At 72.8% G+C, this 25,554-nt stretch carries 20 protein-coding genes; 14 read left to right on the plus strand and 6 right to left on the minus strand.

The genetic code is table 11. The features are described 5' to 3' along the window. Positions 1-2: 2 nt before the first annotated feature. The 5 genes from VGN18_RS10200 to VGN18_RS10220 all read right to left on the minus strand — a co-directional run bounded on the left by VGN18_RS10200 (position 3) and on the right by VGN18_RS10220 (position 3,079). On the minus strand, positions 3-422 hold the full coding sequence (locus VGN18_RS10200) for a rhodanese-like domain-containing protein (RefSeq protein ID WP_327539573.1): 420 nt from the start codon (positions 420-422) through the stop codon (positions 3-5). After that, complete coding sequence (locus VGN18_RS10205; RefSeq protein ID WP_327539574.1) at positions 419-943, minus strand: cysteine dioxygenase family protein; 525 nt, start codon at positions 941-943, stop codon at positions 419-421. Before VGN18_RS10205 ends, VGN18_RS10200 begins: the two co-directional genes overlap by 4 nt. 182 nt (positions 944-1,125) lie before the next feature. After that, positions 1,126-1,587, minus strand: a complete 462-nt coding sequence (locus VGN18_RS10210; RefSeq protein WP_327539575.1) for a T3SS (YopN, CesT) and YbjN peptide-binding chaperone 1 — start codon at positions 1,585-1,587, stop codon at positions 1,126-1,128. A 68-nt stretch (positions 1,588-1,655) separates the two neighbouring features. Continuing rightward, positions 1,656-2,525, minus strand: a complete 870-nt coding sequence (locus tag VGN18_RS10215; RefSeq protein ID WP_327539576.1) for a serine/threonine-protein kinase — start codon at positions 2,523-2,525, stop codon at positions 1,656-1,658. 104 nt (positions 2,526-2,629) lie between these two features. Beyond that, complete coding sequence (locus tag VGN18_RS10220; protein WP_327539577.1) at positions 2,630-3,079, minus strand: universal stress protein; 450 nt, start codon at positions 3,077-3,079, stop codon at positions 2,630-2,632. A 102-nt stretch (positions 3,080-3,181) separates the two neighbouring features. Here VGN18_RS10220 and VGN18_RS10225 point away from each other — a divergent pair, with 102 nt between their 5' ends. From VGN18_RS10225 to VGN18_RS10290, 14 genes are all read left to right on the plus strand, one after another. After that, on the plus strand, positions 3,182-4,141 hold the full coding sequence (locus VGN18_RS10225) for an alpha/beta hydrolase (protein WP_327539578.1): 960 nt from the start codon (positions 3,182-3,184) through the stop codon (positions 4,139-4,141). A gap of 39 nt (positions 4,142-4,180) precedes the next feature. After that, positions 4,181-4,612: an SRPBCC family protein gene (locus VGN18_RS10230; protein WP_327539579.1), complete on the plus strand. Its 432-nt coding sequence runs from the start codon at positions 4,181-4,183 to the stop codon at positions 4,610-4,612. An 87-nt stretch (positions 4,613-4,699) separates the two neighbouring features. After that, complete coding sequence (locus VGN18_RS10235; RefSeq protein WP_327539580.1) at positions 4,700-5,491, plus strand: PP2C family protein-serine/threonine phosphatase; 792 nt, start codon at positions 4,700-4,702, stop codon at positions 5,489-5,491. A gap of 29 nt (positions 5,492-5,520) precedes the next feature. Next, positions 5,521-6,972, plus strand: a complete 1,452-nt coding sequence (locus VGN18_RS10240; protein ID WP_327539581.1) for an FHA domain-containing protein — start codon at positions 5,521-5,523, stop codon at positions 6,970-6,972. Positions 6,973-6,982: 10 nt separating this feature from the next. Next, positions 6,983-8,497: a serine/threonine-protein kinase gene (locus VGN18_RS10245; protein ID WP_327539582.1), complete on the plus strand. Its 1,515-nt coding sequence runs from the start codon at positions 6,983-6,985 to the stop codon at positions 8,495-8,497. Positions 8,498-8,505: 8 nt separating this feature from the next. Next, positions 8,506-9,204: a hypothetical protein gene (locus tag VGN18_RS10250; protein ID WP_349259876.1), complete on the plus strand. Its 699-nt coding sequence runs from the start codon at positions 8,506-8,508 to the stop codon at positions 9,202-9,204. 96 nt (positions 9,205-9,300) lie between these two features. After that, positions 9,301-15,486, plus strand: a complete 6,186-nt coding sequence (locus VGN18_RS10255) for an Ig-like domain-containing protein (protein WP_327539584.1) — start codon at positions 9,301-9,303, stop codon at positions 15,484-15,486. Positions 15,487-15,514: 28 nt separating this feature from the next. Continuing rightward, on the plus strand, positions 15,515-16,480 hold the full coding sequence (locus VGN18_RS10260) for a MoxR family ATPase (protein ID WP_327539585.1): 966 nt from the start codon (positions 15,515-15,517) through the stop codon (positions 16,478-16,480). An 18-nt stretch (positions 16,481-16,498) separates the two neighbouring features. Then, entirely contained in the window at positions 16,499-17,683 is a 1,185-nt protein-coding gene (locus VGN18_RS10265) for a DUF58 domain-containing protein (protein WP_327539586.1), read from the plus strand. Continuing rightward, on the plus strand, positions 17,680-20,034 hold the full coding sequence (locus VGN18_RS10270; protein ID WP_327539587.1) for a transglutaminase-like domain-containing protein: 2,355 nt from the start codon (positions 17,680-17,682) through the stop codon (positions 20,032-20,034). The genes VGN18_RS10265 and VGN18_RS10270 overlap by 4 nt, the downstream gene beginning before the upstream one ends. Before the next feature lie 51 nt (positions 20,035-20,085). Continuing rightward, a complete protein-coding gene (locus tag VGN18_RS10275; protein ID WP_327539588.1) occupies positions 20,086-20,796 on the plus strand; it encodes an SGNH/GDSL hydrolase family protein in 711 nt (236 codons plus the stop codon). A gap of 55 nt (positions 20,797-20,851) precedes the next feature. Further along, entirely contained in the window at positions 20,852-21,358 is a 507-nt protein-coding gene (locus VGN18_RS10280) for an Lrp/AsnC family transcriptional regulator (protein ID WP_327539589.1), read from the plus strand. Between the two features lie 109 nt (positions 21,359-21,467). Next, positions 21,468-22,763 (plus strand): L-lysine 6-transaminase, encoded by a 1,296-nt coding sequence (gene lat / locus VGN18_RS10285; RefSeq protein ID WP_349259877.1) that lies wholly within the window; start codon positions 21,468-21,470, stop codon positions 22,761-22,763. A 55-nt stretch (positions 22,764-22,818) separates the two neighbouring features. Beyond that, a complete protein-coding gene (locus tag VGN18_RS10290; protein WP_327539591.1) occupies positions 22,819-23,388 on the plus strand; it encodes a hypothetical protein in 570 nt (189 codons plus the stop codon). On the opposite strand, the gene VGN18_RS10295 is transcribed toward VGN18_RS10290, so the two are convergent. Then, the gene (locus tag VGN18_RS10295) at positions 23,374-25,554 is read right to left on the minus strand and encodes a thiamine pyrophosphate-dependent enzyme (protein ID WP_327539592.1); all 2,181 of its coding nucleotides are present in this window, start codon (positions 25,552-25,554) and stop codon (positions 23,374-23,376) included. The two genes, VGN18_RS10290 and VGN18_RS10295, sit on opposite strands and share 15 nt — an antisense overlap.

Below are 25,554 nucleotides of genomic sequence, written 5' to 3' on the forward strand. Positions count from 1 at the left end.
GATCAGTGGCCGACGTCGGCTTCCGGTTCGGTGCCCCCGTCGGTGGTGGGCAGATCGGCGGCCCGCCACGCCCGGAAGCCGCCGACGACGTCGGTGGCCGGCACGCCGATCGAGTTGAGGGCGTCGGCGGCGAGGGACGAGGTGTAGCCCTCGGAGCAGATGACGACCCAGCGCTGCCCGGGCGCCGCGGCGTCGATCCGGCTGTCCGAGCCGGGGTCCAGGCGCCACTCCAGGTGGTTGCGCTCGATGATGTGGGCGCCGCGGATCTCGCCCTCGGCTCGGCGCTGCCACGTCGGCCGGATGTCGACGAGGCGGGCACCCGCCGCGATCGCCGCCGCGGCGGCCGGTGGATCCAGCCGCTCCAGCCGGGATCTCGCGTCGGCGAGCAGGTCGTCGACCGACCCGAATCGCGGTGCGGTCACGAGGCCGCCCGCACCGGCGGCACGAACTCGGCCTCGGGGTCGTCGGTGGAGACGGTGGCCAGCGGGGTGAGGGCGCCGGCGTCGAGGTCGTAGTACGACATCCGGGCCAGCGGCGGGGAGTAGGCGTGCACGCTCACCGCGGGGCCGTCGGACGTGTTGCGCACGTCATGAACGTAATGCGCGCCGAAACCGACGCTCTCGCCGGTCGCGCGCAGGTGATCGGAGGCCGTGCGCACCCCGGCCCGGCGGCTGCTGACGACGGTCTCGGTCAGCTCGCCGGACAGCACGCTGAATGCCCCGGACGAGCCGCCGTGATCGTGCAGCTGCGTGCCCTGCGTCGGCAGCCAGCTGATCAGCCAGACGTCGAGCCGCCCGTCGCGGTAGATGCGCTGGTGCCAGCGCTCGTCGGGGTCGAAGTCGACGAACGGGTACCGCCCGGCCGCGACCTCGTCGGCGTAGAAGCGGGTGAACTCGATCAGCTGCAGCGGACCGAAGTAGAGATCGTGGGCACGGCGGGGCACGGCAGAACTCCGGAATGTGGGGAGGGACGAGCGGAGGTCGGTCAGTAACCCCGACAGGCCTCGTCGAACGCGTCCTCACGGCGACCGGACCAGAGGACGTCGAGCAGCGCGCCTGCCGCAGGCGTGCCGTGCTCGGTCCGGATCACGCCTGCAGTCTGCCGCCCGGGCCGCCATTTGTCTAGTCATTCAGTAGGGAAGCGGGGCGTCCCCTCCTGGGCCGGCGCCGCCTCGGCCGGGAACGGGGTGCTGCCCCCGTACATGCCGGCGAGCAGCAGCCCGATGTCCTCGGCCACCCCGCCGACCGACAGCAGCGCCTGCTGCAGCACCGGCGCGGTCAGGCCGACCGGGCTGATCGTCTGGCTGACCACCACCGTGCCGTGCTCGAGCACGATCGACGCCGACAGCGCGCGACGCTCGATCTCGTTGAGCTCGGTGAGCAGCTTCAGCGACGGCTTCAGCCCCGTGGCCGCGTGGGCGAACACGCGCACCATGATCGGCGCGGTGTCGATGACGCTCACCCAGCCGCTCGCCGTGCCGGCGCGGAAGAACCAGTCGCCGTCGGCATCGGCCTGCAGGCGGCACACGCCCCATTCCTCGGCGAGCAGCAGCTCGACGTGCGACCTGATCCACATCAGTTCGGTCATCTCGATCCCCGTCCTCTCGTCCCTTGACGAGCATGACGAGGGGGTACGACAGAAACCGCGAGCTGCGCTCAGCCGGTGAGCATGCGGGTGCGCGGCCAGTTCTGGTCACGCTCGATGCGGCGCAACTCCTCGGCCAACCACGACGGTCCCGGCGGCCGGTCGGCCGGATCGGCGGCCATCGCCCAGGTGAGCAGGTCGGAGACCTCGAGCGGGACGTCGGGGGCGAAGTACGGCTTCACCGTGCCGCTGAGCACCCGCACGACCATCGCGGCCGGTGATTCGCCGGCGTACTCGCTGAATGCGGCCCGACCGGCGAGCAGTTCGTAGAGGGTCGAGGCCAGGCCGTAGACGTCGCTGCGGGTGGTCGGCGCCTCGCCCTGCAGGAGTTCGGGGGCGGTGTGCGTGGTGGTGACGTGCATCGGGGCCATGCCGAGCTCGGCGTCGATGCGCTCGGACTCGTCGAAGCCGGACAGCGCGGGCTCGCCCCACTCGGTGACCAGCACGTTGCCGGGCCGGACGTCGCAGTGCAGGTAGCCCGCGTTGTGCATCGTGTCGAGCGCCCCGGCCAGCTTGATGCCGACGGAGACGGTCTGCTGCACGCTCATGGTCTCGCCGGCGGCGAGGGCATCGGCGAGGGTGCCGGTGCAGCGCTCGAGGAGCAGGGCCGGGCGTCCGTCATCGAGTTCGAGGTGCTGGTAGAGCGTGACGATGTTTGGATGCGAGCCGATCGTGGCCAGCACGCGCCCCTCGTGGCGCAGTACGTCGTGCAACCACGTCGCGCTGTGGTCTCCGGGCAGCTTGATGACGACACGGCGGTTGGCGCTCGTCTCGTGCGCGTCGTAGATCTGGAACCGCGAGCCCGAGTGCAGCAGGGTGATGTCGTCGAAACGACCGGCGATCTGCGAGTTCGCGAGCCACTCAGGTGACGCGTGCGCCATACCGCCTCCTCACCCCGCCCAGAACGCACAGCGTAATTCACGCAACCTTAACAAGGTGGATTTTGGCGCGGATTCACCGTGCGATCGCTGCTCGAACGACCCGATCAGGGCACCACCGTAACGGGCCAGGCGGCGTCGCGGACGAGGCGCCCCGCCAGCGAGCCGACGAAGCGCCGCCCCGATTGCGTCGAGGCTCCGACCACCACCGCGTCGACCCGCATCTCGGTCGCGACCGCGATGAGCTCGCGGTACGGATTGCCCTGGCGGAGCACGAAGTCGACGGTGATGCCGATGTGTTTCGAGCCGTCGATCACGGCCTGCCGGATCTCCTCGCCGATCTCGTGCTGGGCCTGCATCATCGCCCCCGCCGTGGCCGCGCTCTGCACCGCGATCGTGCTCGTGGGCACCACGTACAGCGTGATGAGCCGGGCGCCCTGGCGGCGCGCGAGGCCGGCCGCGTAGGCGCCCGCGCGCATCGAGGACGGGGTGCCGTCGACCCCCACGAGGATCCTGCTGGGGCCGTCGGTGCCGAGTTCGAAGATGGTGCCGCTCACGATTGGAGTCTCCACCGCGCGCCTGGCGACCTTTTCATCTAACTTCGAGTCCCAGGTAATTCTCTCGAATTCCCGGCGATTCTGCCCCCGAACGGAGTGGTCATGTCCAGCGCGTCGGCCCGGATCTCGCCCCGTCCGCGACGTGAGGAACCCGGCGACGGACCGCGTCTGAGCGGCCGGGCCGGCCTCCACCCCGAGCTCGCGACGTTCGGGCTGAGCGACGGCACCGTCCTGGCCGTGCGCCTGGCCGGACCCCCGACCGCGACGGCGACGGCGGTGCTCGTGCACGGGTGGACGCAGGACCACACGAGCTGGGAGGACGTGACGGCCGAGCTGGCCGGTCACCTGCGGGTGATCGCCTACGACGCGCGGGGGCACGGCTGGTCGGACGCAGGGCCCCGTGGCAGCGAGACGATCGACCGGTTCGCCGACGACCTCGCCGAGGTCATCGCCGGCATCGCCCCGAACGGCCCGGTCGTGCTCGCCGGGCACTCGCTCGGCGGCCCGGTGATCATGGCCTTCGCCGAGCGCCACCCGCACCTGGTCGAGCAACGCGTCGCCGGTGTCGCCTTCGTGGCGACGAGCGCGGCCGGCCTGGGCCGCGACATCTTCGGCTGGTCGGCCCGACTGACCGCCCCGCTGCTGCTGGCGAGCCCCCTCGTCACGCGCGCCCGCCGGCTCTCCCGTGGGGCGGTCAACTTCCGGTACCCCAACCTGCTGGCCGTCGCGCTGCGGGCCGGCCTCTACGGGCCGGGCGCCGCGACGAAGCACAACCGGCGCCGCACCGCCGCCCAGGTGGCGCGCAGTCACCCGGTCACGACCGCCGCCCTCGTCGACGAGATGACCCGCCACGACCGCATCCACACGCTGGCCGGGCTCGAAGGCACCCGCACCGTCGTCCTCGCCGGGACGAAGGACGGGCTCACGCCGATCGCCCACTCGCGGGCGATCGCCGACGCGATGCCGCACGCCGAGCTCGTCGTCTACCCGGAGGCCGGGCACATGCTGCCCTACGAGCGCCCGACCGAGGTGGCCGAGCAGATCGTCCGCCTCGCCGGCTGACCGAACCTGTCGAAGATCCGTAGCGAGAAGAGGATTCCCATGGGCAAGTGGAAGACCGCCGTCGTGGTGCCGGGCAAGCGTGAGGACGTCTTCGACCTCTTCACCGACCGGGAGAACTACAAGAACCTCGTCGGCCCGATCGGCGCGACCCTCGTGAGCCCGGGGCGGCAGGCCCGCCAGGGGGAGGGCGCGGTGCACAAGCTCGGGATCGGTCCGGTCGGCATCTCCGAGGAGATCGTCTCCGTCGTGCCCGGGCGCAGCTTCGGCTACCGCGCCGTCACGCCGCTGCCGGTCAAGCACTACAAGGGCTTCGTAGAGTTCTTCGACGCCCCCGGCGGCACCCGCGTCGAGTACACCCTCGACGTCGAGGCCGCCGTGCCGCTGCCCGGCCCGGTGATGACGCTGATGGTCAAGGGGCTAGCCGGCGGCCTCGCCCGCGGTGCGGCCAAGGAGCTGCGCCGCCGGAGCTGACCGCGGGGCGCAATGGCGCGGTTTGGGTGGCATCGTTACCGTCGTGACGGGGTCCGTCGGGGCCGCAGCGGCGTGAGGAGCGGTTGGATGATCACCATCTCGTCCGCTGCGGTGACCCATCCGGGCCATGTGCGTGAGGCGAACGAGGACAGCATGGTCGTCACGCCGCGGCTCGTCGCCGTGGCCGACGGGCTGGGTGGTCACGCCGCCGGCGAGGTCGCGAGCCGGATCGCCGTCGAGCGCATGGGGCAGCTGGCCGAGCGCGAGCGCCTGCACCCCGACGACGTCATCGACGCGATCGCCGACGCCAACCGGCTGATCGTCGAGGAGGCGCACCGGCGCCAGGACCGGCTCGGCATGGGCACGACGCTCTGCGGAGTCGGCATCGTGCAGGTCGGCGGTTCGGACCACTGCGTCGTCTTCAACGTCGGTGACTCGCGGGTCTACCGGTTCGTCGACGGCCGGCTGAGCCAGGTGAGCGTCGACCACTCCGAGGTCGAGGAGTTGCGCGCCGCCGGCCGGATCACCGCCGACCAGGCCGCCCGCCACCCGCGGCGCAACGTCATCACCCGCTGCCTCGGCAGCGCGCCCAGCCCCACGCCGGACATCTGGGTGTACCCGCCGACCGCGCACGAGCGCTACGTCGTCTGCTCCGACGGGCTGACCGGCGAGGTCGACGACGACGCCATCGCCGCGACGCTGGCCCGGCACGAGGATCCGGGTCCGGCGGCGAGCGCGCTGCTCGAGCAGGCCCTCGCGGCTGGCGGGCGCGACAACATCGCCGTTATCGTCGTTGATCTCGACAACGGCGCGGACGCCTCGCTGCTGGGGGCCGTCGACTCCGACACGGCACCGCGGCTCCGCGCGCCGAAGCCGTGACCGTCGATGGAACGAGGCCAGGAGCACCGATGACCGAGCCGCAGGGACGCGCGCCCGTGTCGGTCTCCTACGTGCCCGGCCGCTGGGTGGCGCTCGTGGCCGACGACCTCTGGCTGCTCGCCGATCTCGACGCCGGGGGCGCCGTGCTCACCGCGTGCTGGGAGGCGGTCGAGCGCCGCGCCGGCGTCGACGGGCTGCTCGGCGTCATCCTGCGGGAGGGCCTGCGCAGCGTGCCGAGCTTCGCCCTTGCCGGCCGCACCGCCACCGGCTACCGGCTGCTGGTCAGCGGCAAGGCCCAGGCCGAGGCGACCGCGCCCGGCGCGAGCGAACCGGACGTCGTCAGCGCCGCCGGCGCCCCGACCTGGATCGAGCAGCACCTCGACGGCGCGCCCGAGCTGCGGCTCGTGGCCCTCGACGACGGTGCGGCCGCAGGCGGTGCCGCACTGCCGCTCGTCGGCGGCATCGTGCCGGCCTCGCTCGTTCTGATCGGAGCGGTGGCGCAGACCCCCGCCGCTCAGGTCCCGGCCGCGCCGCTCATGAACGACCCCGGTCCGCCGATCGGCGCCCCGCCTGCGCCTGCGCCTGCGCCGGCCGCCCCGCCCATGCCGGCCGCTCCGCCGGCACCGTTCGTCCCGGCACCGGCACCGGGACCGCCGAGCACCGACACGCTCACGCCGCGACCCGACGACGACCGCGTGCTGATCGACTCGCTGCCGTGGCGCTCGCCCGAGTCCTACGCGCCGGCCGACGGGGAGCCGCCGCTGCGCGAACCGGTCGTGCCTCCGCCGGTCGAGGAGCCGCCCACGCGCGCGTTCGAGGCACCTCGGTTCGACACCCCGGACCTGGGCCGGCCGACGTTCGACCAGCCGCTGCCCCCGGCCGCCCCGCCGACCGACCAGTTCTGGATGCCGCCGCAGCCGCTCGCCCCCCCACCGGCGTCCGCCGCGGGGAACCAGCCGATCAGCGACGCCGTGCAGTACACCGTCGAGCGCTCGGCCATGGCGCCGACCGGCCCGGCAGCGCCACTCGTGCACGCCGTCACCTGCCCGCTGCGTCACCTCAACCCGCCCTACGCCGGCTCGTGCCGGGTGTGCGGGCAGCCGGTGGCGTCGCAGAACCCCTTCACGGCGCCGCGTCCCAGCCTCGGCGTGCTGATGCTGTCGACCGGCGACACGGTGCCGCTCGACCGCGACGTCGTGCTGGGTCGCGCGCCGTTCCACGTCGACTCCAACGCCCGGTCGCGTCCGCACCTGGTGCAGCTCACCAGCCCGGGCAACGACATCTCGCGCAGCCACGTGCGGGTCAGCCTCGAGGGCTGGCACGTGCAGGTCGTCGACCTCGGCTCGACCAACGGCACCGTCGTCACGCTGCCGGGCCAGTCGCCGGTGCGACTGCGCGCGCACGACCCGTTCACCATCGTCGCCGGCACGGTCATCGACATCGCCGACGAGGTCGAGGTCCGCTTCGAGGTGCCGGCATGAGGACCCGCCGGTGACCCAACCGCCTCCGGACCTTCCGGGGCTGCGCTTCGAACGACTGCTCGGCTCGGGTGGGTACTCCGACGTGTACCTCTACCGCCAGCAGTTGCCCAGCCGCCAGGTGGCGGTGAAGGTTCTGCGCGACTCCGGCCTGGCCGAGGCCCAACGCGCGCAGTTCACCGCCGAGGCCAACGCCATGGCGGGACTCGCCGACCACCCGAACATCGTGCCGGTGTTCTCCGCGGCGGTGAGCGCCGACGGCCGCCCGTTCATCGTGATGATGTTCTACTCGCGGCCCAACCTCGCAGTGCGCGCGGCGAGCGAGCGGCTGGGTGTGGCCGAGGTGCTGCGCATCGGGATCCAGATCGCGAGCGCGGTCGAGACGGCGCACCGGGCCGGCATCCTGCACCGCGACATCAAGCCGGCCAATCTGCTGATCAACCAGTTCGGCACCCCCGGCCTCGCCGACTTCGGCATCGCCGGCCAGATCGCGGCCATCGAGGACGACCCCGACATGGGCGTCTCGGTGCCGTGGGCCGCGCCCGAGGTGCTGTACGCGACGAGCCCCACGAGCGTGCGCTCCGACGTCTACTCGCTGGCGGCCACCCTGTGGCACCTGCTCGTGGGTCGTTCGCCGTTCGAGGAGCGCAACGGCGACAACTCGCCGTTCGCGCTGATGCGCCGGGTGCGCGACAACGCGCCGCCCTCGACCGGCCGCCAGGACGTGCCCGGCTCGCTGGATCGCCTGCTGCGCCAGGCGATGGCCAAGGACCCGGCGGCCCGGCCGCCGAGCGCCATCGACTTCGCCCGGGGGTTGCAGGCGGTCGAGCAGGAACTGCAGCTGCCCCGCACCGAGATCGTCGTGACCACCGAAGCCGGCGACGCGCCGACGCCCGGCGAGGGCCCGCAGCTGTGGCAGTCGGCGCCGGCCACCGTGGCCCGCCCCGCCTCGTTCTCGCCCCAGGGGAGCGCGCCGCCGGCCGTGAACCCGCCGCCCCCGCCGACCACCGCGCGGCCCGCCGCCTACGCGGTCCAGGGCGGCGCCCCGACGCGATACGCACCGTCGTCCGCCCCGGGCGCGGCGCGGACCGAGGCGGACGGTCGCGCACGACGCGGCCCCCTCGTCCTCGTCGCCGGCGGGGTGCTGCTGGTGGGCGTGCTCGCGGTCGTCATCGGGTTCGCCGTGACCGGCGGCTCGGGCAAGCCGAAACCGATCGCCACCGTGTCGAACGGCGTCGACACCCAGGACGCCGGCCAGCTCGGGGAGAACCTCCCGCCCGGCCGGCCGACGGTCACCGGCACGCGGGCGTCGGCGGGCGTCCTCGTGTTCCGCTGGACCTACTCGGCGGCCCTGCCGAGCGACACGTTCGAGTGGCGCGAGGTGGGCACGAGCCGTCGCGGCGTCGTGACCGAACCGCTGCTGCGCCTGTCCGATCCCGGCGGGTCGCACTGCGTCCAGGTGCGGGTGGTGCGGATCGACGGCTCGAACGCGAGCGCCACGTTCTCCCCGAAGGGTTGTGTGCCGTGACCGGAGCGCTGGCCGACGTCTCCGTCGACTTCTGCGGCGAGATCTTCCCGGTGGTGCCGGGGGAGCCGCTGGTCATCGGGCGCGAGGGCGTTCTCGCGATCGACGACAACCCGTACCTGCACCGCCGGTTCCTGCAGGTCAGCGACCACGACACGCTTTGGTGGCTCACCAACATCGGCAGCGCGTTGACCGCCACCGTCGCCGACGAGCGCGGCATGATGCAGGCCTGGCTGGCGCCGGGCGCGCGGCTGCCGCTGGTGTTCGACAAGACCATCGTGTGGTTCACCGCCGGGCCGACCACCTACGAGCTGGACATCCTCCTGCAGCAGCCCCCGTTCGTGCAGGTGGCCGACGAGTCGACGCAGTCCGGCTCGACGACCATCGGCCGCATCACCTTCACGCCCGACCAGCGGCTGCTCGTCCTCGCCCTGGCCGAGTCGGTGCTGCGCCGCCGCGGCGCCCGCGGGGCCGGGACGATCCCGTCGTCGGCCGACGCCGCGCGCCGCCTCGGCTGGACCCTCACCAAGTTCAACCGCAAGCTCGACAACGTCTGCGACAAGCTCACCCGCGCCGGTATCCGCGGCCTGCACGGCGGCCCGGAGAAGTTGGCGGTCAACCGCCGGGCCCGCCTCGTCGAGTACGCGCTCGCGGCGCGGCTGGTCGAGCGCGAGGACCTCGACCTGCTCGACCACGTGACTCCGGCCTGACCGGGGACCTCTCCCCGCCGGGTCGATGTGTCCGGGTTGGCGGGTTAAGGTGTTTCTCAACCGGCGCGAGCGAAGCGATGTGAACGAGGTCTGTCGATGGGGGTGGTGCGGCAGCATCGCGGTGCCATCGCGGTCGCCGTCATCGCTGCCGTCGTCGCCGGCGTCCTCGCCGTCATCGCGTTCTCGGCCGACGGCTACCAGTCCCGCCACGTCGACCTCAACGACGGTGGCGTCTGGGTCACGAGTGACAAGGACGGCCTGTTCGGACGTCTGAACAAGCCGGCCGGCTCGCTCGATCTCGCCCTCAACCCCTCCGGCGGCGCGCAGTCGGGCTACTCGCTCGACATCCGCCAGCAGGACGCCGCGGTCGTCGCGTGGGACCGCGGCACCGGCCGGCTGCTGCCGGTCGACGTGATCGACGGGCAGATCATGAGCGACCAGCAGGTGCCGGTCTCCGACACCGAGCAGGTCGAGCTGAACGGCGGCACCCTGGCCGTGCTCGATCCGGCCACCGGTCGAGTCTGGGCCACCCGCTACGACCCGTCGGTCGGGCTGCCGTCGCTCGCCGCCGTCGACCAGTCGGCCAAACCGGTCATCAAGTTCGACGTCGCGGGTTCGGGCTCGTCGGTCGGTGCGTCGCTGGCCGTCGGCACCGACGGCACCGTGTACGCCGCCACGACGAAGGGTGACGTCGGCATCGTCCGGCCCGACGGCAGCAAGCTGGCCGAGGCCCAGCGCACCCGCCTGGCCCACTCGCTGCGCACGGTGCAGGTCACCGCGGTCGGCTCGTCGATGATCGTGCTCGACGCCGCGCAGGGATCGGTCCTCCTGCCCGGCGGCCGCACCGTGTCGATCGAGGCCGACCCGGCCGCTCGCCTGCAGCAGGCCTCCGACGCGGCCGATCACGCGATCGTCGCGACGAGCAACCGCCTCTACGAGATCCCGCTCGCCGGCGGGCCGGCGCTGTCGCTGTTCAACGCCGGCACCGGCGCCCCGGCCGCCCCGGCCCGGCTGGGAGACTGCGTGCACGCGGCCTGGGCCGGCAACCCGGGCGTCTACGCGCGCTCGTGCAGTGGTTCCGACGCGAAGCCGTTGCCGCTCTCGCACGGCAACACGCTGGTGCAGCCGGTGTTCCGCCTCAACCGCGGCGCGATCCTGCTCAACGACCTCAGCCTCGGCACCATCTACGACCTGGACACGCTGCAGGAGGTCGACAACTGGACGGCGGTCAAGCCGCCGCCGCTGGTGCGTCGCAGCAAGAAGAACACGAAGAACAACACCGCTCTGGCCGGGCGCGACCTGCCCCCGAAGGCGGTCGACGACAATCTCGGCGCCCGGCCCGGCCGCACCACCACGCTGCACGTTCTCGACAACGACTCCGACCCGCAGGGCGCGATCCTGTCGATCACCCGCATCGGCGGCGTCGAGGAGAAGAACGTGACGGTCACGACCTCGCCGGACGGTCAGTCGATCGAGCTGTCGCTGCCGCCCGGCGTGCCGGCCACGCACTTCAAGTACACGATCGACGACGGCAGGGGTCTGACGGCCAGCGCCTCGGTCAGCGTCGAGGCGCGGGGGCCGGCCGAGAACCTCAAGCCGCGGACTCGGCCCGGCTTCCGCCCGACGGTGTTCTCGGTGAGCTCGGGCGGCACGCTCGACCTGCCGGTGCTCGACGACTGGCGTGACTTCGACGGCGACCCGCTCGTGGTGTTGTCGGCGAAGGCGAGCGCCGGGCGCATCACCACCACGCCCGACGGCCGGCTCGACTATCTCGCCCCGGGCACGGGCGGCAACGAGACGATCACCTACGAGGTGTCCGACGGCCAATCGGTCGTCACCCAGCGCATCGGGGTCACCGTGCTCGGACCGACGGCGACGACCACCGCGCCGCCGGTCGCCGAGCCCGACACCGCGCACGGCGAGGTCGGTCATCCGATCACGATCCAGCCGCTCGCCAACGACCTGCCCGGGGCCGACCCGACCAACCCCGATGCCACGCTCGCCCTGGCCGGCACGGTCGCCAGCCCGGCCGGGGTTCGGGTGGAGACCGACCTGAAGAGCAACACCCTCACGGTCACGGCCACCCGGCACGGCACGTTCACGCTGAACTACAACGCCGCGTACGGCAACGCCAGGTTCTCCGCCGCCAAGATCCGCGTCGACGTCGCGAACTCGCCGCCGATGGCCCAACCGCCGGTCGCCGTGCCTGACACCGCGGTGCTCTACGGCCAGGCGGCCAGCATCGTCGACGTCCTGGCCAACGACTTCGACCCGGCCGGCGCCGTCCTCGTCGTGCAGCATGCCGCCGCGGTCGACGGCGACCAAGTGAAGGTCGCGATCGTCAGCGGTCACTGGCTGCGCATCGAGTCGGCCGACGCACACCTCTCGCCGAACCCGCAGGTCGTGCACTACACGATCACCGACGGGCTGTCCGGCCCGGTGACGGGCGAGGTCACCCTGACCCAGGTCGATCCGCCGGCCGACGACTCCCCGGTGGCGATCGACGACTACGCGACGGTGCGCTCGGGCGACTCCGCTGTCATCCCGGTGCTCGACAACGACATCGATCCGGCCGGCGCGCCGCTGTCGTTGCTCGACGACGTGAAGGGCGCGCCCGATCCGGGTGCGCTCGTGACCACCACCGCCGACGGTGTCGCGTCGCCGGCGGCGGGCCTCGCTTTCGTGTCGGGCAAGACCCTGCGCTATGCGGCCCCCGTCGTCAGCCGCGAGACGACGAACACGATCACCTACGTCGTGCGCAACCCGTCGGGAGGACGCTCGACCGGCACCGTGCACGTCACCGTCGAGCCGCTGCCCGGGGTGAACAATCCCGACAACGCCCCGGCGCCGCAGCCGATCAGCGCCCGCGCGATCAGTGGCGAGACGATCACGATCCGCGTCCCCAGCAGCGGTATCGATCCCGACGGCGACAGCACCTACGTGGCCGGTCTGACCTCGGCCCCGACGATCGGTCGCATCGTGTCGGTGGGCGCCACGTCCATCACCTACCAGGCCTTCCCGACGAGATCGGGTACCGACCGCTTCGGCTACATCGTCAGCGACGCCTACGGCCGCACCGCCTCGGCGGCGATCCAGGTCGGCGTCGCGCAGGCCACCGACCCGCAGCCGCCGGTGGCCGTCGCCGACGACGTCACCGCCGCCCCCGGGTCGAAGCTGCGGGTCGACGTGCTGGCGAACGACGTGATCGCGCCGGGCGACGACGCGTCGATCGGCGCGCTGGGTCAGGTGAACCCCGACCTCCCGCCCGGCACCGGGCTGGCCACCCGCGGCGGCCCGATCGAGCTGCGGGCACCGACGCAGGACGGCCGCTCGCAGGTGGTGCTGTACTCGCTGTCCGACGGGCTCGGGCCGGCGTCCACCGCCGCGCTCACGATCCACAGCCAGCTCGGCTACGTGCCGCCGCCGGTCGCGGTCGACGCCACCGCGGTGCCGAGGTCGAACGCGGCGGCGGTCACCGTCGACGTCCTCGCCAAGGACTCCGACCCGCAGGGTCTCGCCCTCGAGGTCGCCAAGGTCTTCGATCCGAGGGCGACGGTGGTCGGGGCGAGGGTGACCCTGCCGGTGATCGATCGCGTGCAGAACGTGCTGTACCAGATCCGCAACAGCCAGGGCGGCACCGCGGCGGCGATCATCCACGTCCCGGCGCGCGGCGTAGGGCCGCCGTTCGCCCGCGCCGGCAAGCTGATCACCGTCCCGCGCAACGGGTCGCGCACGATCGACATCGCCGACTACGCCGCCGACCCGGCGGGTCGCCCACTGCGCTTGACGACCACCGATCAGCTCGACGCGGCCCCCGCCGCCGGGCTACGGCTCGACAGCACCGACCCGACCCACCTCGAGGTGACCGGCCTCAACGGCTACATCGGCCCGGCGGCGATCAGCTTCCAGGTCACGAACGGCACGTCGCTCAGCGACCCGAAGGGCCAACTCGCGCTCATCACCGTGCAGGTGCAGGTCGGGCCGGACACCCCGGTCGTGCGCTGCCCCTCGACGGCGATCACCCTCGTCGAGGGTGGCCCGGACACCACGCTCGACATCGCCGGGCTGTGCCACGTGTGGACGGCCGATCCCGCCGACCTCGACGCGCTGCGCTTCACCGGGACCTGGACCGATCACCCGGGTGGCGTCGACGTCAGCGGCAACGGCACCCACCAGTTGACGCTCCGGGCGCGCGGTGCCGCCCGGCCGGGGGACTCCGGTTCGCTGCGGGTGACGGTCGACGGCACCGCGGCCGCGCCGTCGACGATCAACGTCACCGTCGTGAGGCTGGGCAAGCCGTCCATCCGCTCGATCGCGATCGACGGTGTCAAGGCCGGCACGACCGTCCGCCGCGACGTTCGGGGGTACCTGACCTCGCCGCTGCGCGATCCCGCCGCCACCGTCGTCCAACTGGTGAAGACCAGCGGCATGCCGGCCACCGTCAGCCATGCCGGGTCGGGGCTCACCATCACCCCCGACCGCACGAGCCACGGCCGCATGACCTTCGTGATGATCGTCAGCGACGTGTCGGACGTGACCCGCAAGGACCGTCAGGTCTACGACACAGTCACCCTCGACGTCCTCAACGTGCCGGACGCCCCGGGCGCGCCGCAGGCCGGTCGCACCGTGCTGAGCCGCACCGTCGTGCTGGCCTGGCCCACACCGGCGGCGAACGGCGCGCCGATCGACGGGTACCTCGTCAGCTGGCCCGGCGGTTCGCAGCCGTGCCCGGCCTCGCCGTGCCGCATCACCGGGCTCACCAACGGGCGCAGCTACGCGTTCTCGGTGCGGGCCCACAATGCCGTCGGCTACAGCACGGCGAGCCCGCAGCTGGCCCCGGCGGCGATGCCGAACACGCTGCCCGGCGCGATCGCGTCGGTGACCGCGACCGACCCGCAGGACCAGCGGATGACGATCAGCTGGAGCGCGGCCCACAACGAGGGCAGCCCGATCCTGCAGTACCGGGTGAGCTGGTCGGGCGGCGGATCACGGATCACATCGGGCACGGCCCGGTCGATCGTCGCGAGCCCGCTGGTGAACGACAACGTCTACACGTTCACGGTGGTGGCCGTGAACAAGCTCGGGGCCGGCCCGCCGGGGAGCACGCAGGGCCAGTCGGCCGGCACCCCGCCGGTGCCGACCGGCCTCGGGGTCGACTACGCGAGCGCGGCCGGCACCACCACGCGCGTGGTGAACGTGCACTGGAACGCCTCCGACCCGAACGGTCGCGGCCCGACGACCTACACGGTCACCCGCGACAACACCCCGATCTGCGTGAAGACGCAGGCCACGTCGTGCACCGACACGCCGGCCACCGCCCACACGTACACCTACCGCGTCGTCGCCGCGAACTCCGTCGGCCACCCGTCGGCCCCGGCATCGGCCCAGTTCCGGGTCACCGGCACGCCCGATCAGGTCAACCCGCTGCGCAGCCAGTACACGGACAACGACAGCGAGGTGCTGCTCACCTACACGGTGCCGAATTCGCACGGCCAGTCGTCGACGCTCGTGTGCACCCGGGCCGACGGCTCGCCGTGTGGCCAGTGGACGCCGACGAACGCGCCGGGTACGTCCGGCTCGCACCGGGTCGGCGGCCTCCCGGCCGATGCCGACGTCACGCTGACGTTGAAGGACTGCAACGAGGAGCAGTGCGGGCCGCCGAGCGCCGGGGCGACGGCGCACACCTCCGGACCTCCGCGCGCGCCGTCGGTGAGCTGCAGCGGCACCGCGTCCGGGGTGCGGTTCGGCTGGAGCGGGCCGGGCGGTTACAACGGCCATTCGATCCGCGGGTACCGGACCAGCCTCGACGGCGGCGCCTACGGCGCCGAGACGACGGCGACGAGCCGCACCGCTGGTGGGCAGGACGGCAACTCGCACACCCTGCGGGTGCGGGCGGTCGACTCGCGCGGGGAGCAGGGCACCGCGACCGGATCGGCCACCTGCACCGACCCGCCCAAGCCCAACCCGCAGACCTTCAAGATCTCGATGGGCAGTCACGTCGTCGCGCCCGACTGTACGGCCGGGTGCAGCTACATCGTCTACGCCGTCGGCAACCTGACGCCGAACCACAACTACACCGTGAACCTGAACGACTCACCCGGCGTCTACTCCCGCAGCTACACCTTCACCACCAACGGGAGCGGCAACTACAGCCACGAAGGACCGGGCTACTACGGCGGTCCGAACAACGGTGGCTACGGCACGATCCGCGGCTCGGTCAGCGGCACGAATCTCACCGACAGCTGTTACGGCTACTGGAAGGGCGGCACCGGGTGCCCATGACGTCCACCGACACGAGGGATGAGAGTCCATGACTGCGCACGATCCGGCGAGCTGGTTCGCCCAGACCTTCCGGCTGATGGCCGACAACGTGGGCAAGGCGGTGTTCGGCAAGCAGCGCACTGTCGACCTCGCGCTGACCTGCCTGCTCACCGAGGGCCACCTGCTGCTCGAGGACTTCCCGGGCACGGGCAAGACCAGCCTGGCCAAGGCCATCGCGGCCACGGTCAAGGGTCGGCACAACCGCATCCAGTTCACGCCCGACCTGCTGCCGTCCGACGTCACCGGCGTGACGATCTACGACCAGAAGACGCAGGCCTTCAACTTCCACGAGGGGCCGGTCTTCACCACGATCCTGCTGGCCGACGAGATCAACCGGGCCTCGCCCAAGACGCAGTCGGCGCTGCTTGAGGTCATGGAGGAGGGGCGGGTCACCGTCGACGGCGTCGGCCACCCGGTCGGCCGCCCGTTCATGGTGATCGCCACGCAGAACCCGATCGAGCAGGCCGGCACCTACCGCCTGCCCGAGGCCCAGCTCGACCGCTTCCTGATGAAGACGTCGCTCGGCTACCCCGACCACGACGCGACCGTGGCCGTGCTCGCCGACGCCTCGACCCGCGATCGCACCGCGGCGATCCAGCCGGTGATCACCTCCGAGGTCGTCGCCCAGATGAGCGAGATCGCCGACACCGTGCACGTCGACCCGGCGATCCTGGCCTACGTCAGCCGGCTGGCCGAGGAGTCGCGCCGGCACCCGAACGTGAAGCTCGGCCTGTCGGTGCGCGGCTGTCTCGCGCTCATCCGCTGCGCGAAGACGTGGGCCATCGGCTCGGGCCGCAGCTACGTGGTCCCCGACGACATCAAGACGCTGGCCCAGCCCGTCATGTGTCACCGCGTGCTGCTCGACGCCGAGGCCCAGTTCAGCGGGGTGTCGGTCGACGACGTCATCGGCCAGATCCTCGACGCGGTCGAGCCGCCGACCCAGCGCGTCGCGTAGGTGCGCATGGTTCGCGCCGTGCTGCGGACGGCCCGCCGGGCGACCTCCGCGATCACCGGGCTCGGGTGGGGCGTACTGGCCGTCGCCCTGCTCGCCTGGTTCGCCGGCGCGCTGCTGGGCTGGATCGAGCTGCTGATCATCGCCGCGGCCGGCGTGGTGACGCTCGTGCTCTGCGCCCTGCTGACGATCGGACGTACCCGGCTCGCGGTGACCATCGACGTCGAGCCGCGGCGAGTGGTCGCCGGCAACCCGTCGGCCGGACGCGTGCGGGTGACGAACGCGTCGCGGGTCCGGCTGCTGCCGATCACGCTCGAACTGCCGGTCGGCGTGACCCGCGCGCAGTTCCCGCTGAAGCGGCTCCGCATGGGTGAGGTGCAGGAGGAGATCTTCTCGCTGGCGACGAACCGGCGCGGGGTGGTGCCGGTAGGCCCGGCCACCACGGTGCGGGGCGACCCGTTCGGGCTGCTGCGCCGCACCGTGCCGTGGACCGAGGTGATCGAGCTGATCGTGCACCCGATCACCGTCGGCCTCGAACCGCTCGGGGCGGGCGTGCTGCGCGATCTCGAGGGACAGACGACCAACGAGACCTCGACGAGCGACCTCGCGTTCCACACGCTGCGCGAGTACGCCCCGGGCGACGACCGGCGCTACATCCACTGGCGCTCGTCGGCCCGCGCCAGCGCGTTGAGCGATCAGAGCACGCTGCTGGTGCGCCAGTTCCTCGACACCCGCCGCTCACACCTGTGCGCGATCGTCGACGGCCGCCCGGGCGCGTACCTCGACGAGATCGACTTCGAGACGGCCATCTCGGTCGCGGCGTCGGTCGTGCGCCGCGCGCTGACCGACGAGGTCGACACGACCGTGCTCGCGGCCCAGAGCGTGGTCGAGGCCGGCAACGTCGCCGTGTCGATGGACGCGTTCTCGCGGGCCGAACTCGGCGGCGACGTGCTGCTCTCGGCCCGCGCCGCCCGGGCGGCCCAGATCGCGCCCGACACCACGGTGGCGCTGCTGGTGACCGGCGCGAACACCGAGTTCCCCGAACTCCGCCGCGCGGCGAACCACTTCACGCCCGAGGTCAACGTCGTGGCGGTGCGGGTCGACCCCACCGGCCCCGTCGGCCTGACCGGTCTCGACCGCCTCACCGTGCTCACGCTGCCGCAGCTCTCCGGTCTGCGCGCCGTCCTCGCGGGAATCTCGCAGTGACGGCGACGCCGGCGAGGCGCGCGCTCGTCGACCCCCGGGTCGAGGCGACGCCGTCGACGGGGCTCGGGCTGCGCGACCTCGTCGACGCGCTGTTCGTGCTCGGGCTGACCGCCGTCGCGCTGGTCGGGTTCCGCACCACCTTCACCGGCTCGTCCTACCTGGTCGCCGGCATCGGCGCGGCGCTCGTCGGCGTCGGCCTCGCCGCGCTGGTGGCGGCCTGGCGGCTCCCGGTGCTCGTGCTGCCCGTGCTCGTCGCGCTCGCCTACTACCTCTTCGCCGGCGTGCTGGTGTTCCGCGACCAGGCACTCGGCGGGGTGCTGCCGAACGCCGACGTCGTGCGCGGGCTGACGTCGGTCACCGCCGACGGCTGGAAGCGGCTGCTCACCACGCTGCCACCGGTCGCCGGAACCGGGCAGTTGCTCGCGGTCCCGTACCTCATCGGGCTGCTGTCGGGCTCCGTCGGCGCGGGTCTCGCGCTGCGCACCCGGGTGCGGCTGCTGCCCGCGCTCGCGCCGGCGCTGGCGCTGGCGGCAGTGATCCTGCTCGGCACGGCGCGACCGGCCGCCCAGCTGCTGCAGGGTGTCGCGTTCGGTGCGGTCGTCGTGTGCTGGGCCGCAGTCCGCCGCGGTCCCGGCTCGGCGCTCGCGGTTCGCGGCGTGCCCGGCGCGCTCAGCCGGCTGCTCGTCGGCGCCGCGGTGCTTGCCGTCGCCGGCGCCGCGGCTGCGGTGGTCGGCCCGCACCTGCCCGGTCACGACACCGAGCGCACGATCCTGCGGCCCTACGTCCGGCCGCCGTTCGATCTGGCGAAGTACCCGAGCCCGCTCGTCGGGTTCCGCAAGTACACGAAGCCGGCCAACCAGCTCTACGACCAGCCGCTGTTCACGGTGTCCGGCGTCGGCCCCGACGACGCCGTCCGCCTCGCCACGCTCGACGGCTACGACGGTGCGGTGTGGGGCGCGACCAACGCCGACACACCGGCCGACCCCGGCGAGCCGCTCGACTCGTTCCAGCGGGTCGGCTCGCGCGTGACCACGGAAGCGACGGGTCGGACGGTCAGGGCCCGCATCACGGTCGAGCCCGGCTACGCCGCCGCCCGCGACATCGACGCCTGGGTGCCGGCCGTCGGCACGCTGCGCTCGATCGACTTCACCGGGCCGAACGCGGCGGCGCACGACGACGGGTTCCGCTACAACCTCGCCACGTCGACCGGCGTGGTCGCCGACCGGCTCGCGGCGGGCGACGCCTACACCGTGACCGGGATCGTCCCGCCGGCGACGAAGGTGCCGGCCGACGCCGCCCCGTACGGGCCACCGACGATCGACGCCTCGGCCGACTCGTTCGTCGCCGGCCGGGCCAACCAGTGGTCCGCCCGGGCCACCGGCACGATGGACCAGGTCGCCGCCGTCGCCCGCTACATGCACGACAACGGCGCGTACAGCGACGGCGGGCCGGGCGAGGCCGAGTACCTGCCCGGACACAGCGTCAACCGGCTGACGATCTTCCTCAACGCCCCGCAGCTCGTCGGTGACGACGAGCAGTACGCCGCGGCCTACGCGCTGATCTGCAACTACCTGGGGCTGCCCGCCCGGGTGGTCCTGCTGGCCGAGCCGGAGGCCGCCGGTGTCGTCGAGGGCAAGGACGTGCACACGGCGGTCGAGGTGCACATCCGCAGCGGCGCCAACACCGACTGGGTCACGATCCCGCGCGGGGAGTTCATGCCCGACAGGACCAGGAAGCCGAACCGCCGCCCGCCGCAGACCATCCAGGACGCCGACGCGGCCGTCGTGCCGCCGCCCAACCCGGCGCGGCCGCCGAGCACGCTCGACCAGCCCGACCGGCCCGACCAGAACGTGCAGCACCTGCCCAAGCAGAAGCCCAAGCCGAAGCCGAGCCTGCTCAGCGGCGCCTCCTACGTGCTGGTCTTCTACATCGGGCTGCCGCTGCTGCTCGTCACCCTGATCTGCCTGCTCATCGTCGGGGCCAAGTGGCGGCGCCGCACCCGCCGCCGCCGGCGGGGCTCGATCCCCGACCGGTTCGACGCCGGCTGGCGCGAGTTCGTCGACGGCGCGCGCGACCACGGTGCCGTCGTCGCGGGCGGCCGCACGCGGCACGAGCAGGCGCTCGCCCTCGCGGAGCGCCCGGCCGGTCACCACGCCGAGCCGCTGGCCGCCGCGGCCGACGCCGGCGTGTTCGGCCCGGGCACGCCGCCGCAAGAGGCGCTCGACCAGTTCTGGCACGGCGTCGACGCCGCGCGTCGCGCGATGGCCCGGGGCGCGGGCACGATCGGGCGCGTCCGGGCCGCCCTCAACCTGCGCTCGCTGCGCCGGCCGACCCGCGCCGCCCGCGGGTAAGCCGCACCACCCGGGCGGAACAGCGCCCGGCCGGGCGTCGTTGGTCCCGACGTGTCCACCGTCCCCGAGTTCGCCTACTCCAACCTCAGTGGACGCCCTCCGGGCCGGCTCGTGTCGGTCGCCGGCCGGGTGTTGCGCGGCGTGGCCGACGTGCAGCGCGACGTCACCCCGTTCGGCGAAGCGTGGCAGCGCGACAACGTCCGGGCGCTGGGGGAGACCGGACCTCTGTGGGTCGCGCTCGGTGATTCGCTGACGCAGGGTGTCGGGGCGCCCACCCATGACCGCGGCTGGGTCGGGCAGCTGCGCGATCGGCTGCGGGCCGGCGGCACGCCCGTCCGCGTCGTCAACCTCGGGGTGAGCGGCGCGAAGACCGCCGACGTGCTCGGGCGGCAGCTCCCGGCGCTCGAGCTGCTCGACGCCGCGCTGGTCACCCTGATGATCGGCTCCAACGACCTGATGCGGCCACGCGACCGGCGCGGGCTGGTCGAGCGGTTCGAACGGATCCTGCACCGGCTGCCGCCGCGCACGGTCGTGACCACCCTGCCCAACCCGTCCCGCGTGGCCGGCGCGGTGAACGCGGTGATCGCCGACGTCGCCGGCGAACGCGACCTGGTCGTGGCCGAGCTGCGCGACCCGCGGCTCGGCTCGTGGCGGGGACGTCTCGCGGCCGACCACTTCCATCCCAACGAGCGGGGCTACCAGGGCATCGCCGAGGTGGTCGCCGATTCGATCACCGCGGCGGGTCGTCCATTGATCGAGTAATTGCCGAACGCACGACCTTCGGGCATCGGCGGGCCGACCCGCTAGGGTCCGCGAGGTGACCGACCACTCTGCCGGGGGTGACGCGGGCACCGCCCCGCGGCGTGCCCTCACCGACCCGATCGACCGTAAGCTCGCCGCCGCGCTCGTGGCCGACGGTCGCAGCACCCTGAAGTCGCTCGCCGAGGTGACCGGCCTGTCGGTGTCGGCGGTGCAGGCCCGGGTCCGCCGCCTCGAGTCCGCCGGCGTCATCGGCGGCTACACTGCGTTGCTCGACCCCGAGTCGATCGGGCTCCCGCTGGCCGCCCTCATCGCCATCACCCCGCTCGACCCCGGCCAGCCCGACGACGCCCCGGAGCGGCTGGCCGGGCTGTCCGAGATCGAGGCCTGCCACTCGGTCGCCGGCGACGACGCGTACGTCCTGTTCGTCCGGGTGGCCACACCGACCGCGCTGGAACAGCTGATCCGCGAGATCCGGCGGCGGGCCCATGTGTCGACCCGGACGACCGTCGTGCTGCAGACCTTCTTCGAGCACCGCTCCGCCCCGCCCGTGGCAACGCCGTAAGAACACTGGTATGAGCGTCAATTCGCCGAAAAATGTCCGCTATCCTGGGCGGATGACCGCTGTTGACACCACCCCCGGTTCTGAACGCACATCCCTCCGCAGCACCGACATCGCGCCCGTCGAGGTGCACGAGACCATCGCGCGGCACATGCTCGCCGACGGTTTCGAGATGGTGCTCGACCTCGACGCCTCGCGCGGGTCGACGCTCGTCGACGCCCGTGACGGCGCCGAGTACCTCGATCTGTTCACATTCTTCGCCTCGTCCGCGCTGGGCATGAACCACCCGGCGCTCGCCGACGACCCGGAGTTCCGGGCCGAGCTGGCCCAGGTCGCGCTCAACAAGCCCAGCAACTCCGACGTCTACACCGTGCCGATGGCGCGCTTCGTCGAGACGTTCGCCCGCGTGCTCGGCGACGCCGCGCTGCCGCACCTGTTCTTCGTCGACGGCGGCGGACTGGCCGTCGAGAACGCGCTCAAGGTCGCCTTCGACTGGAAGAGCCGCTGGAACGAGGCGCACGGCATCGACGCCGCGCTCGGCACCCAGGTGCTGCACCTGGAGAAGGCGTTCCACGGCCGCACCGGTTACACGATGAGCCTCACCAACACCGACCCGAACAAGGTCGCGCGTTTTCCGAAGTTCGACTGGCCGCGCATCCCGTCGCCGTCGATCAACGGCCACGATGACGTCGAGGAGGCCGAGGCCGAGGCGCTCGCCGCCGCCCGTCATGCCTTCGAGTCGAACCCGCACGACATCGCCTGTTTCATCGCCGAGCCGATCCAGGGTGAGGGCGGCGACAACCACTTCCGGCCCGAGTTCCTGCAGGCCATGCAGGCGCTGTGCCGCGAGTTCGACGCGCTGTTCGTCATGGACGAGGTGCAGACCGGCGTCGGCATGACCGGCACCGTCTGGGCGTACCAGCAGTTCGGCGTGCAGCCCGACGTCGTCGCGTTCGGCAAGAAGGCCCAGGTCTGCGGCGTCATGGCCGGCGGCCGGGTCGACGAGGTGCCCGACAACGTGTTCGCCATGTCGTCGCGCATCAACTCCACCTGGGGCGGCAACCTGACCGACATGGTCCGGGCCCGTCGCATCTTCGAGGTCATCGAGTCCGAGCAGCTCGTCGAGCGCGCGGCCGCCCTGGGCGAGCACATCCTGCACGCGCTGAACGCCCTCGCGGTCAAGTACCCGATCGTCGCCGACGTCCGCGGTCGCGGTCTGATGTGCGCCGTCACGCTGCCGTCGGCGGCGGTGCGCGACCAGATCATCACCAGGCTCCGCGAGGACGAGAACGTGCTGATGCTCGGCTGCGGCACCTCGAGCCTGCGGCTGCGCCCGGCCCTCACGATCCCGATCGAGGAGCTCGACCGCGGTATCGCCGCGCTCGAGCGGGTGCTCGCCTCGCTGTAGCCCGGGCAACCCGGTCGGACGGTCCTCGTCGGGGCTGCGTCACTAGGCTCGGTCGGTGCCCGAACTCGATCCGCGCGATGCCCTGCCGGGGCGGCCGCGGCGCTGCCTCGTCGGCGGGGCCAGCGGCTCGGGGAAAACGACGCTCGCGCGACACCTCGCCGATCGGCTCGGGCTGCCGCACACCGAGCTGGACGCCCTGTTCCACGGCCCCGGATGGACGCCTCGCCCCGAGTTCGAGAACGACGTGCGGGCGCTCGCCGCGTCGCCGAACTGGGTCACCGAGTATCAGTACGACCGGGCCCGGCCGATCCTGCTGGCGCGCTGCGACCTCGTCGTCTACCTGGCGTTGCCGCGGCGGTTGGTCATGTCCCGGCTGATCCGCCGCACGGTGCTCTCGCGCCGCGGCACGGTGCTCTGGAACGGCAACCGGGAGCCGCCCCTGCGAAGCTTCTTCACCGACCGCGACCACGTCGTGAGGTGGGCCTGGCGCTCGCACGGTCATGATCAGGAGCGCATCGACGCGATCCGGGCGACCCGCCCGGACGTACCCCTCGTGGTGCTGCGCTCGCCGGACGAGGTGGTCGGGTGGCTCGCCGGCGTGACTCGCGGGTCAGCGCCCGAGTAGGGCGTGGGCCGCGCTCTCGATCTCGTCCTCACCGAGCAGCACGAGGTTGGCGGCGTCGCCGAGGGGGATGAAACTGTCCTTGCTGGCGACGCGGGCCATGCGGCCGGGGTAGCGGGCCTCGACCAGGCCGGCGAGCACGCCCTCGCCCACACCACCCGAGTGTCGCGTCTCGTCGACCACGAGCACCCGGCGCGTCGCGGCGGCCGCGAGCAGGATGTCCTCCATGGGCAGTGGCGCGAGCCAGCGCAGGTCCAGCACCCGCACGCCGAAACCGTGATCGGCCAGCCGCTTGGCGACGCGCAGGCTCATCCGCACGCCGTTGCCGAAAGTGACGATCGTGAGGTCGGAGCCGGTGCCGTGCACCCGCGCCGAGCCGATCGGGATGCGGGTGGTGGGTGAGTAGGCGCCGAGCCAGCCGCGATCGCCCGGCTCGTGCAGGTCCTTCTCGTGATAGAGCGCGATGGGCTCGAGGAACACGCTCACCTGACCCTGCACCGCGGCCGCGCCGAGGCAGGCGCGCAGCATCGGCGCGGCGTCCTCGGGACGGGAGGGAACCGCCACGACGAGCCCCGGGATGTCGCGCAGGACGCCCACCGCGTTGTCGTTGTGGAAGTGCCCGCCGAAGCCCTTCTGGTAGGCGAGCCCGGCGATGCGCACGACCATCGGGTTGGTGAACGTGCCGCCGGAGAAGAAGCGCAGGCTCGCGGCCTCGCCGCGGAGCTGGTCCTCGGCGTTGTGCAGGTAGGCGAGGTACTGGATCTCCGGCACCGGGAGCAGGCCACTCACGCCGAGGCCGAGCCCCAACCCGAGGATCGACTGCTCGTCGAGCAGCGAGTCGAAGACGCGGGCGGCGCCGAAGCGCTGGGCCAGCCCGCGGGTGACCCCGTACACGCCGCCCTTGCGGCCGACGTCCTCACCGAAGACGAGCATCTCCGAACGCGACGCCAGCGCGTCGGTCAGGCCGGCATTGATGCTCTGCGCCAGCGTCAGGCCCTCGCCGTCCTCCGGCAGCCGCGTGCCGAACACCTCGGTGCGGCGCTCGGCTGTCGCGGGGGCGAGTGCGGCATCGACCATGGAGCCGCTGGCCCGCGGGGCCAGCGGCGCCATGACGGCCGCGGCGGTCTGCAGCGTCGGGGTCGAGGCCAGCTCGTGGGCGAGCGCCCCGACGCGCTCGGCGATGTCGTCGTAGCGCGCGGCCAGCCCGGGCGTGCCGATGCGACGGGCCAGGGCGAGGAGCGGGTCCCGCGCCCGGTCCGCGGCGATGGCGGCGGCCGGGCGGTAGGCGGCCTCGACGTCGGAGCCGGCGTGCCCGAGGAAGCGCACGGTGCGCAGGTGCAGCAGCATCGGGGTGCGCGTGCGCCGCGCCGTGTCGACCACCTCGGCGGCGGCGGCCCGGGCGGCGTCGGGGTCGGCGCCGTCGGCGGCGACATACCCGATGCCGGGGCGCCGGGCGGCGGCCGCGACCCAGCCCCCCAGCGTCGGCACCGAGATGCCGATGCCGTTGTCCTCGCAGACGAACACGAGCGGCAGCGGCAGGCCCTGCGAGGACGTGTAGCCGGCCGCGTTGAGCGCCCCGGCCGCGGTCGAGTGGTTGAGGGAGGCGTCGCCGAAGGAGCAGACGACGACCGAGTCCTTGGCCCAGCGGGCCGCGACGCCGAGCCGCTTCGCCCGGCTCAGCGACAGCGCGACTCCGAGCGCTCGGGGCAGGTGCGACGCGATCGTCGAGGTCTGCGGGAGCACGGCCAGGGAGGCATCCCCGAAGACCTTGTGCCGCCCGCCCGACGCGGGGTCGGCGGTGCTGGCCAGCATGCTCAGCAGGACGGCGCGCAGCGCGTCGTCGAGCGCGCGGCCGGCCTGCATCGACCGGGCCACGAAGAAGCCGCCCGAGCGGTAGTGCAACAGGGCCGGATCGGACGGTCGCAGCGCCTCGGCGACGTAGGCGTTGGACTCGTGTCCCGCCGAACCGATCGTGTAGAAGCCGCGACCGTGATCGCGCATGTGCCGCGCGTGGATGTCGAGCAGCCGGCTGCCGACCATCGCGTCGAAGAGCGTGAGCAGGCCCGGGTCGGCCTCGCCGACGGACGCGGCGGCGTCCAGTTCGCGCAGGGTGTCCCGGACGTGCCGATCCAGGTCGTCGTGCTGGGACGCGGTACCGGGCGATGTCAC

Source organism: Jatrophihabitans sp. (genome assembly GCF_036000465.1).
Classification (GTDB): Bacteria; Actinomycetota; Actinomycetes; order Mycobacteriales; family Jatrophihabitantaceae; genus Jatrophihabitans.

Excerpts from the sequence above, each read along its gene's own strand:
- VGN18_RS10210 (WP_327539575.1), bottom strand. The coding sequence starts at position 1,587 with ATGACCGAACTGATGTGGATCAGGTCGCACGTCGAGCTGCTGCTCGCC.
- VGN18_RS10215 (WP_327539576.1), bottom strand. The coding sequence starts at position 2,525 with ATGGCGCACGCGTCACCTGAGTGGCTCGCGAACTCGCAGATCGCCGGT.
- VGN18_RS10225 (WP_327539578.1), top strand. The coding sequence starts at position 3,182 with ATGTCCAGCGCGTCGGCCCGGATCTCGCCCCGTCCGCGACGTGAGGAA.
- VGN18_RS10230 (WP_327539579.1), top strand. The coding sequence starts at position 4,181 with ATGGGCAAGTGGAAGACCGCCGTCGTGGTGCCGGGCAAGCGTGAGGAC.
- VGN18_RS10235 (WP_327539580.1), top strand. The coding sequence starts at position 4,700 with ATGATCACCATCTCGTCCGCTGCGGTGACCCATCCGGGCCATGTGCGT.
- VGN18_RS10240 (WP_327539581.1), top strand. The coding sequence starts at position 5,521 with ATGACCGAGCCGCAGGGACGCGCGCCCGTGTCGGTCTCCTACGTGCCC.
- VGN18_RS10255 (WP_327539584.1), top strand. The coding sequence starts at position 9,301 with ATGGGGGTGGTGCGGCAGCATCGCGGTGCCATCGCGGTCGCCGTCATC.
- VGN18_RS10260 (WP_327539585.1), top strand. The coding sequence starts at position 15,515 with ATGACTGCGCACGATCCGGCGAGCTGGTTCGCCCAGACCTTCCGGCTG.